12 protein-coding genes are annotated in these 13,003 nt (G+C 51.0%); 5 read left to right on the forward strand and 7 right to left on the reverse strand.

Going from position 1 to position 13,003, the window contains the following annotated elements:
• Positions 1-52 precede the first annotated feature (52 nt).
• From LIO98_RS14745 to LIO98_RS14775, 7 genes are all read right to left on the reverse strand, one after another.
• A complete protein-coding gene (locus LIO98_RS14745; protein ID WP_291958869.1) occupies positions 53-445 on the reverse strand; it encodes a class II SORL domain-containing protein in 393 nt (130 codons plus the stop codon).
• Positions 446-595: 150 nt separating this feature from the next.
• The gene (locus LIO98_RS14750) at positions 596-1,129 is read right to left on the reverse strand and encodes a DciA family protein (protein ID WP_291958871.1); all 534 of its coding nucleotides are present in this window, start codon (positions 1,127-1,129) and stop codon (positions 596-598) included.
• Positions 1,116-2,996: a tRNA uridine-5-carboxymethylaminomethyl(34) synthesis enzyme MnmG gene (gene mnmG, locus LIO98_RS14755; RefSeq protein ID WP_291958873.1), complete on the reverse strand. Its 1,881-nt coding sequence runs from the start codon at positions 2,994-2,996 to the stop codon at positions 1,116-1,118. Before mnmG ends, LIO98_RS14750 begins: the two co-directional genes overlap by 14 nt.
• A 32-nt stretch (positions 2,997-3,028) precedes the next feature.
• On the reverse strand, positions 3,029-4,132 hold the full coding sequence (recF, locus tag LIO98_RS14760) for a DNA replication and repair protein RecF (RefSeq protein ID WP_363304521.1): 1,104 nt from the start codon (positions 4,130-4,132) through the stop codon (positions 3,029-3,031).
• Entirely contained in the window at positions 4,083-5,249 is a 1,167-nt protein-coding gene (dnaN, locus tag LIO98_RS14765) for a DNA polymerase III subunit beta (protein WP_291958877.1), read from the reverse strand. Before dnaN ends, recF begins: the two co-directional genes overlap by 50 nt.
• A 229-nt stretch (positions 5,250-5,478) precedes the next feature.
• Positions 5,479-6,813, reverse strand: coding sequence for a chromosomal replication initiator protein DnaA (gene dnaA / locus LIO98_RS14770; RefSeq protein WP_291958879.1), 1,335 nt, complete (start codon positions 6,811-6,813; stop codon positions 5,479-5,481).
• Positions 6,814-7,525: 712 nt separating this feature from the next.
• On the reverse strand, positions 7,526-8,251 hold the full coding sequence (locus tag LIO98_RS14775; RefSeq protein ID WP_291958882.1) for a DUF2993 domain-containing protein: 726 nt from the start codon (positions 8,249-8,251) through the stop codon (positions 7,526-7,528).
• A 222-nt stretch (positions 8,252-8,473) separates the two neighbouring features.
• Here LIO98_RS14775 and LIO98_RS14780 point away from each other — a divergent pair, with 222 nt between their 5' ends.
• The 5 genes from LIO98_RS14780 to LIO98_RS14800 all read left to right on the forward strand — a co-directional run.
• Complete coding sequence (locus LIO98_RS14780; protein WP_291958884.1) at positions 8,474-9,007, forward strand: chromate transporter; 534 nt, start codon at positions 8,474-8,476, stop codon at positions 9,005-9,007.
• A 17-nt stretch (positions 9,008-9,024) separates the two neighbouring features.
• Positions 9,025-9,537, forward strand: a complete 513-nt coding sequence (locus LIO98_RS14785; protein WP_291958903.1) for a chromate transporter — start codon at positions 9,025-9,027, stop codon at positions 9,535-9,537.
• Positions 9,538-10,048: 511 nt separating this feature from the next.
• Positions 10,049-11,017 carry a TRAP transporter substrate-binding protein DctP gene (dctP, locus tag LIO98_RS14790; protein WP_291958886.1) on the forward strand — a complete coding sequence of 323 codons (969 nt, stop codon included), beginning with the start codon at positions 10,049-10,051 and terminating at the stop codon, positions 11,015-11,017.
• Between the two features lie 143 nt (positions 11,018-11,160).
• The gene (locus tag LIO98_RS14795; RefSeq protein WP_291958888.1) at positions 11,161-11,751 is read left to right on the forward strand and encodes a TRAP transporter small permease subunit; all 591 of its coding nucleotides are present in this window, start codon (positions 11,161-11,163) and stop codon (positions 11,749-11,751) included.
• A partial coding sequence (locus tag LIO98_RS14800; RefSeq protein ID WP_291958890.1) for a TRAP transporter large permease occupies positions 11,751-13,003 on the forward strand: 1,253 nt, incomplete at its 3' end. The genes LIO98_RS14795 and LIO98_RS14800, both read left to right, overlap by 1 nt.

Here is a 13,003-nt window from a genome sequence, read left to right on the forward strand (position 1 = left end):
GCCCTCCATTTAACAGGGGCCGCGCTCCGTATTGGTCTTTAAAAAACTTGGGTTATGCTACTTCGATCTTCTTCGCGCTCTCCCAGAGGCCATGGATGTTGCAGTAGCTCACCGCGATAAATGTTCCCGGCTTTGTCAGCTTGACTCTCACGCAGCTTGCGGGATCGGCCGCAACGCATCCGGGCGTCTCAAGATTCATCGTGTCGTCGTGGGCGCTGTAGTTGAATCTGGCAACTTCGACGACGGGAGCCGCACCCTCCGGCTTAAAGTAAAGCTGAATCCAGCTGATGTGATGGAGTGGGGTGTTGGGGTGCTTGATCTCCTGTCCCACCATTACCTTAACAAGCGCCTCTTCTCCGGCCTTTATCTTTTCGGGGGCCTCTATTGTCGGCACGTGCTTCTCAGCCTTAAAATCTCCGTCTTTGATTACTTCTCCGATTTTCATTTCTATTCCTCCATTTTTAGATTTTTATATTCTTTTTTAATTGCCTACGTTAATAATATCATAAACTCTATCTTTTGTGTATATAAGAGTAAAAATACATAGTTTTTTCTTATTTTTAGCAGAATTATCAGTATAATGGCCTACTTATTATTAATTGGAGGCTCTCTTTGCCAGTTTTTCCAGCGATAGCTTGACTCTAGCCATCCGCAGCGCAAGCTCCTCCGAGATCCCCGACTCTTCAAAATCACGCCTCTCCGCCTCGACATCCTCGTCGGAGAGAACTAACGGCGCGCGTCTTTTGTATGAAGGCAGCGGCTCTTGGGCCTGCGAGCGGCGGACTATGGGGCCTACGCGAAAATCAACCTTAATTTTTTTACAGCCAAAGAAGGCGGCGACACGCTTCTCTATCTGCGCGCGGCGGAATCGTACTGCGGAGAGGATGCTCTGTTCGGAAACATTTACGGTGAGCGTCATTATCTCTTCGGAATACTCACACTGGGCCGGCTGGCTCTTTTGAGCCAAAGGCGAACCGGCGATCTCCTCCCAGCGCTCTTCCAACTCGGTGAGTTTGACGGACAGCGTCAGCTGCGCCCACCTTTCGGCGTCGGCCATGGACTTAGCATGGTTCCCTATTCCCGCTCTGACGATATCGCCGGCGGCTCTCGCGCCGTCAATCTTTTTCATGCCGCTGCCTGCGTCCGTTTTCTATCGCGACCCAGAGAAGCTGGATATCGGTAGGCGGCACTCCGGGGATGCGAGAGGCCTGTCCCAGCGTCGCCGGCCTGATTTTTTCCAGCTTGCCGCGCCCCTCTGCGGAGAGCCCATGAACATCGCCGAAATCAATATAAGACGGTATCTTCAGCAGTTCCATGCGCCTGAATTTATCGACCTGTCTGTGCTGGCGGCTGATGTAGCCCTCATACTTAAGCTCATTCGCAATCTTCTCGCCGCACTCCGGATCAAGTTCCGATCCCGTAAGTTCGGCGACGAAAGACCAGCTGACTTCTGGACGCCGCAGTAGGTTTTTCGCCGATATACCCTCGCTGAGCGGCGACGACGGCATCGCGGCCAGCCTCTCATTAACCTCGGCGGCGGGCGGGATTTTTAACTCTTCCAGACGTCTCTCCTCAGCCTCAGTCGCTTCGGCCATTTTTTGGAAAGACTCATATTTCTCATCCGATAAAAGCCCGATACGATGCCCAGTCCCGCAGAGGCGGTCGGCGGCGTTGTCGTGACGCAGAAGCAGCCTGTACTCGCAGCGGCTTGTAAGCATACGGTAAGGTTCGCTGGTCCCCTTGGTCACGAGGTCGTCTATAAGCACGCCTATATAGGCCTCGTCACGCCGCAGAACAAAGGGCTCGGAGCCCTGCACGCGCAGCGCCGCGTTGATGCCGGCGATTAGCCCCTGAGCCGCCGCCTCTTCATATCCCGAGGTGCCGTTTATCTGTCCCGCGAGGAAGAGGTTTTTTATCGTTTTTGTCTCCAGCCACGGATTGAGCTGTGTAGGGACGACGAAATCATATTCTATGGCGTAGCCTGGACGCAGAATATGGGCACTCTCGCAGCCCTTTATCGTCTTTATGCTCTCAAACTGTGCCTCAAGACACATCGAAGTGGAAAAGTTCTGAACATAGACCTCCTTGCCCTCAGAGGTTATCGGTTCGAGAAAGATGGGATGGGTATCCTTTTCGGGGAACTTTATTATCTTGTCGTCGATGGAGGGGCAATATCTGGGCCCTTCCGTCCCAAGCTTACCCATGTAGAGCGGAGATTCGGAAAAATATTTTCTGATTATTCTGTGAGTTTCCGCGTTTGTACGCGTCAGCCCGCAGACCATTTCGTCATATTTTTTCTTTACTCCAAAATGTGAAAAGGCCTGCGGCTCCTCAATGCTGCGCTGGCAGTCGAGAGCCTCCCAGTCTATTGTGTCGAAGTGAAGCCTCGGCGTCGTGTCCGTGCGCAGACGCCCTATCTCAAGGCCGCTTCTGCGCAGGTTTCTCGCGAACTCGGTTGAGGCGACCATACCCAAAGGGCCGGATTTATGGGATGTCATTCCGATATGTATCTTGGAATCGAGGTACGTACCGGTGGCGAGTATCACGCAGTCCGCGAAGAATACCTGTCCCGTCTTTATTTTGACGCCGCGCGCCTCGCCGTGCTCGATGATCAGCTCCGCCGCCTGCGCCTGATGCAGTTCAATATTTTTCTCCGTCAGCAGAGCCGTGCGGTAATGATCGCTGTAGCGCCGAGGGCTGCACTGGGCGCGCAGCGTGCGCACCGCCGCCCCCTTGGAGGTGTTGAGCCAGCGCAGATGGCGCGTGGCGCTGTCCGCCGCCGCGGCGCATTCGCCGCCGAGGGCGTCGATCTCCCGCACCATATGGCCCTTGGCGGGTCCGCCGATCGAGGGATTGCAGGGCATCATCGCGATACTGTCGAGGTAGAGGCAGATCATGAGCGTGCGCGCCCCCATCCTCGCCGCGGCGAGCGCCGCCTCGCATCCGGCGTGTCCTGCCCCGATAGTGATTACGTCATATCTGTCGTTTATTAACATTTTACGCCTTTCATGATTTAAAAATATTTATCCTAATTCTCGTAGCTCTCCGTCACTCTTCCCTCCGACACCCTGTGGATGAGTCCGGGAAATTTTTCGACAAACGGCTCCGCCGTCGCCGCGAATACCTGCGTATCCCTGGATAGCAGAGACTCAAAGAGAAGCGTCCGTCCTGATGAATCAAGCTCCGCGGTCACCTCGTCGAGCAGAAGGACGGGGTCGCGTCCTATCTTTCTCTTCACGCCGTCGGCGGCGGCGAGCATCATCGCGATCGCCGTGCGCCGGCGCAGACCGCGGCTCAAAGCCTCGGAGGCCGGTCTTTCACCGGCCATGATAATAATATCGTCGCGGTGCGGCCCCACTATGGGAAATTTCACCGCCGCCTCGCGGCCGCGGTTTGCAATGACCGCCTTCGCGTAATCGTTCTCGCAGTCCTCGTCGAAACCGGCTCCGCCCCTTTTCAGCGACAGCGTGATCTTCACCGGCGTGAGATCCGCCATCCCCTCGAGACATGAAGAGAGCAGCTTTACGCCCTCCAAACGCATCCGCCATATCCAGGCGGCAAGCGGCAGCAGCGCCCGGTCGGCGATCATCGCCGGCATACCGCGTTTAAGAAATACCGCCTTCTGGCGGACGCCGCGCCTGTACTCGGCCAGACGCATCGCGTAGGAGGGAACGATCAGCGCCAGCAGCATATCCAGCAGCCGGCGGCGGAAGGCGGAAGAGCCCTCTACGATAGACATGTCGTCGGGAAGGAAGGTGAGCACCGGTATATTCCAGCGCAGATCCGCGGCGGTCACGGATTTATCATCCAGCCGCAGCATATAGCGGCGCGATATTTTCACACGGATTATCCCGCCTGATTCAAGCTCGCCGGTAAGCTGCACCTCGGAAGAGCCGCTGCCCCAGGTAGGCATTGAGAGAGTCTTAGCGCCGCGTTCGAGCGGCCCCCATCCGGAGACGATATTTATCCCCTCAAGGATATTGGTCTTGCCAGCGCCATTCTCGCCGGTAAGTAAATTCAGCCCCGGGGACCATCTCATCTCCCGGGGCTCAAGATTCTTAAAATTATTGAACCGAACCCGGCTAAATCCCATCCGCTCCGTTTTGCTCCGTATCAAACATCCTGAGTTCATCCTCAGAGAGGTTGATCGGCGCGATGAGACATAAGAAATCGTCGCTGTCACTGCGTTTTACCGCCATATGGCCGGCCTGGCCGTTGAAAGAAAGCTTCACCTCGGGATCTCTCATCACCTTGAGGGCTTCCAGGAAAAACTTTGAGTTTACGGCGATCCTCAGCTTTTCGCCCTCCGCCTCCGCGCCGATCTCTTCCTTGGCCTGTCCGAAATCGGGGGCCTTACCGCGCAATACCATCTCCGAGCCGGGAATGATGTCCAGAACTACCATGCGGTTAAAGTCCCGAACGATGACGTCCACTCGTTCAAGGGCGGATATAAGCCCTCCCCTGTCGGTAACGACGTTGAGGGTGCTGTTCTTCGGCAGTATTTTTTCATAGGGGGGGAATTTTGATTCCACGCGGCGGACGGTGAATTCCAGCGTCTCGGTCTTGAAGTAGAACTGCGCGCTGTCAAAGAGCACCTTTACCTCCGTCTCCGGGTTCAGCGAGCCGAGTATCCTCTGAAGCTCCTTTACCCCCTTCATCGGCAGCAGCGCCGTCACCGCTTCGGCCCCGTCGGTCACCACCGCTGAGGATAGCGCGAGTCTGCGCGTATCCGTAGAGACGATGTTCAGTCTGTTCTGCGTTATCTGCAGATTTGCGGAGGAGAGATAGAGCGGGAATTCCTCACCGGTCGAGGCCGCGAGCGTTCCCTCTTCGATAACCTTAGCGAGCTCCGCCGCCGATATGCGGCAGAAGAGATCAGCGCTGTCCGATGACGGCAGTACGGGAAATTCGCGTACCGGATAGCTGGAGAAGTTGTATTTGCTTCTGCCGGCTCTCAGAATCACCTTTCCTTCGTTTACCTCGATGGTGAATTCCTCACCGGGAGCCTTCTTGAAGAGGTCGCTGACCATTTTGATCGGGAAAACGGCCTCTCCTGGTTCTGTTACGGTAACGCCGGATGCAAAGCAGATTATCGATGTCTTTATATCGGTCGCCTGCAGCAGTACCGATTCAAAGTCCGCCTTAACGAGGATTGACGAGAGTATGCTCACCGATCCTGAAGCGGATGTGCTTCTCTCAGCGAGACCCCAGCTTGCAAGGAACTGCTTTTTGTTGATTGTAAGCTTCATGTACGAGCCCTCCTATTAATACACCTTTTTTATAAATAAAATCGTATTCGTCGTCGTAGGGGCTGTGGAAATGTGGAAAAGTATATTTCCACCCGCTCTGACGCAATTTTTCGATGTGCAAAAGATTTTCATTAATTCACAAACTTATTCACACTATCCACAATTTTTGTGTGGAAAATCTGTAAAATAAAACTGCCCACAAATCAATGCACCAATTTTACGCAAAAAACTATAACTTATTCACAATGTTATCCACAAAAGAGCGCACTCGAAGGTCCGTCTTGATAAGCTCTGCAATCTTCTTGCAGGCGTGGATAACGACCGTATGATCCTTTTTGTTGAAGGCGTAGGCAATCTGGATCAGCGCCTCGCTTGTCTTATTGCGCGCCACATACATCGCGGCCTGACGCGCGAGGGCCAGGTCGGCGGTCCGCTTCTTCGATAGCAGCTCTTCGACGGTGAAGCCGAAAGATTCGGCCGTCAGCTGCTGGATAAGGCCGATACTCACGGTTCCGAGCGGATGTTCTTTGATCAAATCCTTTAGCCATACGCTTGCGTTCTCGATGTTGATCGGCTCGTGGTTGAGATCCGAACAGGCGACGATCCTGTTCAGTGAGCCTTCGAGTTCGCGGATGTTGCTTGGAATATTCTGCGCGATGAACATGATGACATCTTCAGGGATGTTCATGTACTTTTTCATCTCGGCTTTTTTCTGGAGTATGGCGACGCGAGTTTCCAGATCCGGCGGCTGGATATCGGTTACCAGGCCCCATTCGAAACGTGAAACAAGTCTGTCGGCGATACCCTCGATGTCCTTAGGCGGTCTGTCGGCGCTTATGATTATCTGTTTCTTCGCGTCATGCAGGGTGTTGAAGGTCCAGAAAAATTCTTCCTGCGTCTGCTCCTTGCCGGCTATGAACTGCACGTCGTCTATCATCAGCACGTCAAGTTCGCGGTACCTCGCGCGGAATTCCTGATTTGTGTTGTTCCTGATCGCGGTGATCAGATCGTTGGTGAACTTTTCCGCGCTGACATAAAGTATTTTTGTATTATTGTTCGTAGCCGCTATATGGTGCCCGATGGCGTGCATAAGGTGCGTCTTGCCAAGTCCGACCTTTCCCCAGATGAAGAAGGGATTGTAGGTATTTCCCGGGGACTCGGCGACCGCCAGACTCGCGGCGTGGGGGAGCCTGTTTGACTTTCCCACGACGAATGTCGAGAAGACATAATTCGGATTAAGGCCGTTACGTCCCGCCGACGGCTTTGGCTGCGGGCTCTTAGGCTGCGGTTCCTGCACTCTTGTGGACTCGGGCTGGTCGGAGGATATCTTGAGCTTGATATCCGTACCGAAGCTTGTCTCGATGAGCAGCTCCTTCATCCTTGCGAGGTATCTCGACTTTATCTGATCCATCGCAAATTGAGTGGCGACGTCAAGTACAAGCACGCCGTCTTCAAGCGATAGGGGCATACAAGTCTGAAGATATATCTCCGCAGTCTTATCTTCGGCCCCCATCTTTTCCATGCAGTACTTATAGTATTCTTTCCAAATAATGTCTAAATCCATTCGGTTCACTCCAACAGAAGATAAAATAGATATTCTTCCAACTAGAGATTTTATCATGAATCAGCTAAAGACCAAAAAATAAATTTCAATGATTTTTGGGAATACCCAATGGGAATATTTTTTTCAGCCAGGCATAAAGAAGATTTCAAGTCAATAGGATAATCGAAGTTTTAGAAAGAAATACACAAAAGTTATTCACATATACACATTGAGAAACACAAAAATATTAACAGCGTACAAAAGTCAGTTGTAGAGCCAAAGACTGCGGAAAGATGTAAAAATCTGAAAATTTGATGATAGCTGATGATACTCTTTTTTTACTGAAAAGTATCAATAAAAAAATCGTTGTGAGTAAATGTGTATAACGTGAATAATTTATAAAGTATTTGTAACAATAATATTAATAATATATAAATACGGTTTTACATAAATGTAATAGAGGGATAGGAAAAGGTGATGAGATGGGGAAAAACTGAGTAAAACAAAAAATTATCCACATGATGTGTATAAATTTTGTGTGTAATTTAGTGGAATTCAGAAAACTAAGGCTGTTTTTATCAAAACAGCTCCCCTGTATTTGATATTTAGTGTAAATACTATTAGACCAAAGCTGACTATAGTAAACTTAAATATAAAAAAAGAGACTGTTGATATCCGTTGAAAATCAATAGTCTCTTTTTTTGTCGTTTGCGTGAATAATGTCAGCCTATTATCAGCGGTTCCAGCGCCAGACATTGCCTCCGTCTATCTTTTTTGGCTCTCCGGTCAGCAGCGCCTCGCCGTTTTTCATCGTCATGCGGCTGAAGCTGACGGGAAACGGTATCTTGGCGAATGGAAGCAGCGGGTTAACCCTGCCGGTCACCAGCTCGGTGATATTCTCAGGCTGTTTTATCCCTTGTGCGTAGATCACCGTATCTTCGAGGTATACCCCGTCCTGTTTCAGTCCCAGTTTTCCCTCCGCCTTCAGATCGAGATTTATCTTTATTATCACCACGTCAGCCTCAAATTTCCCCTCGGCGCTGTAGCCCTGAGGATAAAATTTGAAACGCAGCTCGGAAAAGCCCCCCGTGCTCTTTCCGGAGGCGAAATAGTCGTTCACGTCGCGTTCTCTTAATACTATTTCGCCGCGTGATGATGTGATGCGGTTTGAAAGCTCCATACCGCCACCGTCTTGGATATTGGCGGGCAGCTCCGCAAGCTCGGCGGCGAGCTTCATAGATTCTATTCTGATCCCAGATATCATGGCGCCGGCACACTCTATCCAGGCCAGTTTTCCGCCGTCCGCGACTGTGACCTCTATGCGTTCCGGCGAAAGCTGCTCGCGGACGAGAGTTCCTATTTCGCGCGCAGCCTCCGTCTCTCGTTCTCCCGCAAAGGATTGTGCCGCCGGGATTATCGCCAGCGCCAGCGCGCAGATAAGCGCTTTTTTTATCTTCATTCAGGTATTGCCTCCTTAAAGCTTGGTATTGCTATATGCAATGATTTTAAGCCATAAAATATTTTTGTAACAGGGCGAAAAAGAGAGAGAAAAAATTTGTATTTTTTTTGTTTATGATATATCATCTGATATATCTAGAAGATGTAGGAAAATAATTGGTCGTTATTGGCTTTTTATGGTATCGTATAAAAGAGACAGTAAAGATATTTGGAGTTTTGAAATATGAGCTTGCTTGAACTTTTTGTCTTCTTTTTTAGAATAAGCGCCGTCACCTTCGGAGGCGGTATTGTGATTCTCGGCATGGTGCAGCTGGAGGAAGAAAAGCGGCGTGACATCGACCCGGAGGTCTTTGCCGACATGGTCAGCCTCGCGGCTTCGATGCCGGGTCCCATAGCCGTTTCCATCTCCTGGCTCATGGGACGCCATTACCGTGGGCTTATCGGCAGCATCGTCGCCGTTGCCGGCGCTATATTGCCGCCGTTCCTTATAATACTTTTCTTATCTCCATTTATAATAAAGTATTCCGACGTACCGGCGGTCAAGGGATTTTTCCGCGGTGTCCTTGCCGGTACGAGCGCGATAATCGTCCTTGTTATTATCGATAATGTAAAAAACGCCCTCTTTGGAAAATGGTGGAACCTCGTTCCGTATCTGCTGGTGATCTCACTGATCGGCGTCCTCAATTTGCACCCCCTCCTGGTCATGGCCGCGGTCATCGCGATGCAGTTCGTCCATGAAAGGATTACGGCAAAATAACGAGGATACCGCAGCTTATCTTTGCCTTTATGCAGATTGGGATAACGGCCTTTGGCGGCGGCCTTTCTACACTGCCGCTGATAGAATACCAGCTTGTAACGAAAAACGGCTGGATGGGTGTTGAGGAGTTCAATCAGATGGTGGCCGTATCACAGGTCACTCCAGGGCCGATAGCGATCAACGCCGCGACCTTCGCCGGCTACCAGCAGGCCGGTTTCTGGGGGTCGTTGACCTCTACGCTCGCTCTTGTAGCCGCGCCGCTTTTAGCACTTTCCATCATACTTTTTCTGCTTCAGCGTGTGAGTCCGGAGAAGAGTAAGAACTTTAAATTGATGCTTCGCCCTGTTGTAGCCGGACTTTTGACCCTTTCGATAATATCGCCGTTTACCTCGACATGGAATAACGGTGTCATGGCGATCGCCCTCTTTGCCGCGGGGGTCGGACTTGTCAAATACAGTAAGTTCTTTAAAGAAAATCCGGCGGCGATGCTTATAATATTTGGAATATTTGGAGCAATTTTTCTGCGCTGAGGTTAACTATAAAAATAAATTTTAATTTATATTTTAACAAAATAGCAGAAATTTTGCTGTCTGATATATCAGATTTTTAAAAAAGACGCTTTTTAATTTTCAACAAAGCCGGGGCTGCGCTCGTGAAACAACGGTGGCCAATATATTTGATATAGACTGATTTTTGGCTTGTTGTAAGCGTTTTTTGTACATTGACAAAAAAATAGAGGATATAAATTTTACGTCTGTATTTGATACAGGGTTGCAAGTAACTTAAATTACATTTTACTTGATGAAACACTGGTGGAAATCAGACGCGGCAGAGCATTGTGTAAAAAAGATTGACTAAATAAGATGTTTGTTGTAATTTATTTCCTAGCAACTGCATTTTTTTACTAGTTTACACATTGCATATTTTACGCTGGAGAAGGAGGAAAGTTCTTAAGGCTACGTGTAATGTAAGCGCTTTTTCTTTTGAAACAAAAACTAAACAGAGTCTCAAAAAGGTTCGATTCTGAAGGGAGAGTTTTTCGTGAAGAAATTTGCACTTATGTTTGCAGTAATGTTCCTGTTTGTAGCTATGATAAGCCCCGCAACTGCCGCGCCGACGGTGTTCCGTTTCGCCGGCCAGTCTTCGCCGGATCATATGGCGACGAAGATGATGGAGCAGATGGCTAAGGAGATCAACGAGGGCACGCAGGGCCGCGTCGAGGTCAAAGTCTATCCGGCGAGCCAGCTTGGCAATTACACCCTTGTTATGGAAGAGATGATCCGCGGTACCGTCGATATGGCCTGTATGTCGGTCGCTACGGACTTCGATCCGCGTCTTGAGATTCTTTACGCCAACGGATATGTTACGGGTTATGACGCCGCTAAAAAGGCCTTTGACCCCGATGCGTGGCTTCCTAAGAAGCTCAACGAATTCCTTACCCCCCTCGGTGTCCGCCTCATCGGCTCCTATATCGAGGGCTTTATCGGCATAGCCTCGGCGAAAGAGGCGAAGGCTCCCCTGGATCCGAAGGTTGACAAAGGCCTTCTCACCCGTGTTCCGAACATGGTCTGCTATACGGCCGGCGCGAAGGAAATGGGATATCGTCCCATCACCATCCCCTATCCCGATGTCTATCAGTCAATGCAGACCGGCGTCTGTGATGCCGCCGACGGCTATCCGACGGCTGCCGCCTACACCATCCTCGGCGATGTCATTAAGTATTGGTACGCTACGAACTACTCGATGGAATACCTCGCCTATATGGTAAGCGATAAATCATGGAAGAAGCTAAGCCCCGAAGATCAGAAGGTATTCCTCGATATCGCCAAGAAGTACACGCTGAAGTCGATAGACAACGTGAAGGCGGAAGACGAGAAGTACATGCAGCTTATGGAAAAGAAGGGCATCAAGGTTTACAGATACACTGAAGAGCAGCTGCGCCCCATCAAAGAGGCCTGCATGAGAACTCTTGGGAAGAGATCGGTAAAGCCGGCGCCGGTACGGAGCTGATGAAGGAGTTCAAGCAGCATCTCGGTAATATTTAGTCGTAATAATATCAGGCATTCAACAGCGATGCTTAACATGCGTTAACGAGAAAGCCCGAGGGGCGCCGTCCCCTCTGGGCTTTTCCGTCTCTGAAAGGAGTACCACAAATGTCAATTGATGAAATAAAGGTCGAACAGACGATACCGTCCGATCTTGAAGACATCCAGCCAAATGTAAGACCCCCAAAATGTCTCTTTGACAAAATCACCGTTAGTTTATATTCGATCATCTGTTTTGTGATGTCAATGCTTCTTACCGTAATCATCAGCGCGGCGACGATAATGCGCTACGTATTTGAGATGGATCTCTACGGTTATGAAGAGTGGATCAAAATATTTGCCTTCTGGCTCTACTTTATGGGCGCCGGATATGGGGCCTTCGCCGGTACCCATGTCTCCGCCGACCTTGTCCAGTCTTATGTTAAGGAGGGAGTTCTCAAGAGGCTCCTGATTTTCATAAAGACCGTTATAACGCTTGGAGTGACCCTTCTTTTTACAAAGTATGGCTGGGATTATCTTATCTTCGGATTCCTCGGCCCTCTGGGGACCGGCGTCGCGCTCCCGCGTACGGTTGCCTGGAGAATACCCCTCTGGACGGCTTATCTGTCGATATTCCTCGGTCTCGTTTCAATGTCTTACTATTTCATGTGGGACATGATCAGGGCGGGAAAGATACTCTTCTCTGGAGGTAAAAAGTAATGATCTATGTAGCACTTATAATACTCATTTCCGCGCTCGTCATCGGCGTTCCCGTGCCAGTCAGCTTCATGGCCTCCTGCGCCTGGCTGATATTCTTCGGCGGCCCGAACATGGAGGGCTATCAGGCGACGCAGCTGCTTCCCTACGGCTTCACGCAGATGAACTCCGTCTCGCTCATCGCGATCGCGATGTTCATCCTTGCCGGCGGCATCATGGAGCGCGGGCGCATCGCGGAAAAGCTCATCGACATGGTCGATGTCTTTGTCGGCCACATCAAGGGCGGGCTTGGCATCGTCGGTACAGTCTCCTGCGCGGTATTCGGCTCTATCTGCGGCGCCGCCTGCGCGACGCTCTCCTGCATCGGCGCGATCATGTTCCCGCGTTTCAAACAGGGCGGATACCCGATGGGACACGCCTGCGCGCTGATGGCCAACGCTTCGCTGCTGGGGCTGCTCATTCCCCCCAACGCGACGCTTATCATCTTTGCCTGGATCAGCGGCATCTCCGTTCTCGCCTGCTTCCTTTCGACGATCGGACCGGGAATCGTCACCACGATATTGATCTCCGCCGTCAACGTCTGGATGCTGCGCGATAACAAGCAGGTCTTTGTCACAAAGAAGCGTACCGGCGCGGAACGTTTGAAGATGTTCCGTGAACGCGGACGCCTCGCGATTCCGGCCCTCTTTATGCCGGTCATGGTCCTCGGTGGTATCTACGGCGGCATCATGACGACGACCGAGGCCTCCGCTCTTGCCGTCCTCTACTGCATACCGATTGGACTTTTCGTCTATAAGGGACTTACATGGAAGACCCTCTACCTGATCGTGGTGGAATGCTCCATCACAACGGGCGTCATTATGGTAATGCTCTATTCCGTCTCGATGCTCTCAAGACTCTATATCCTTGAAGACCTCCCCGGAAAGGTGCTTTACCTCTTCTACTCGATCTCAACGAACAAATGGGTAATCATGTTCATGATCAATATATTCCTTGTCCTTATGGGAATGCTCATGGACGACATCAGCGTCGTCGTTCTGACCACGCCGATCCTGCTCCCGATCATTATGGAGCTGGGCATCAATCCGGTCCACTACGCGGCGGTCGTCGGCGTCAACACGGCTCTCGGGTGTATTACGCCGCCCGCGGCGCCGGTCCTTTACCTCAGCGGGCGTGTTGGGGGCGCCTCTATCAACGAGATAATGAAGCCGGCACTCACCTTCATGGTGCTCTGCTGGATTCCTGTACTTCTCGT

This window comes from Cloacibacillus sp., assembly GCF_020860125.1.
GTDB lineage: Bacteria > Synergistota > Synergistia > Synergistales > Synergistaceae > Cloacibacillus.

What these genes read in the sequence shown, in the direction of transcription:
- LIO98_RS14745 (WP_291958869.1), bottom strand. Translation starts at nt 445, where the DNA reads ATGAAAATCGGAGAAGTAATCAAAGACGGAGATTTTAAGGCTGAGAAG.
- LIO98_RS14750 (WP_291958871.1), bottom strand. Translation starts at nt 1,129, where the DNA reads ATGAAAAAGATTGACGGCGCGAGAGCCGCCGGCGATATCGTCAGAGCG.
- mnmG (WP_291958873.1), bottom strand. Translation starts at nt 2,996, where the DNA reads ATGTTAATAAACGACAGATATGACGTAATCACTATCGGGGCAGGACAC.
- recF (WP_363304521.1), bottom strand. Translation starts at nt 4,132, where the DNA reads ATGAACTCAGGATGTTTGATACGGAGCAAAACGGAGCGGATGGGATTT.
- dnaN (WP_291958877.1), bottom strand. Translation starts at nt 5,249, where the DNA reads ATGAAGCTTACAATCAACAAAAAGCAGTTCCTTGCAAGCTGGGGTCTC.
- dnaA (WP_291958879.1), bottom strand. Translation starts at nt 6,813, where the DNA reads ATGGATTTAGACATTATTTGGAAAGAATACTATAAGTACTGCATGGAA.
- LIO98_RS14775 (WP_291958882.1), bottom strand. Translation starts at nt 8,251, where the DNA reads ATGAAGATAAAAAAAGCGCTTATCTGCGCGCTGGCGCTGGCGATAATC.
- LIO98_RS14780 (WP_291958884.1), top strand. Translation starts at nt 8,474, where the DNA reads ATGAGCTTGCTTGAACTTTTTGTCTTCTTTTTTAGAATAAGCGCCGTC.
- LIO98_RS14795 (WP_291958888.1), top strand. Translation starts at nt 11,161, where the DNA reads ATGTCAATTGATGAAATAAAGGTCGAACAGACGATACCGTCCGATCTT.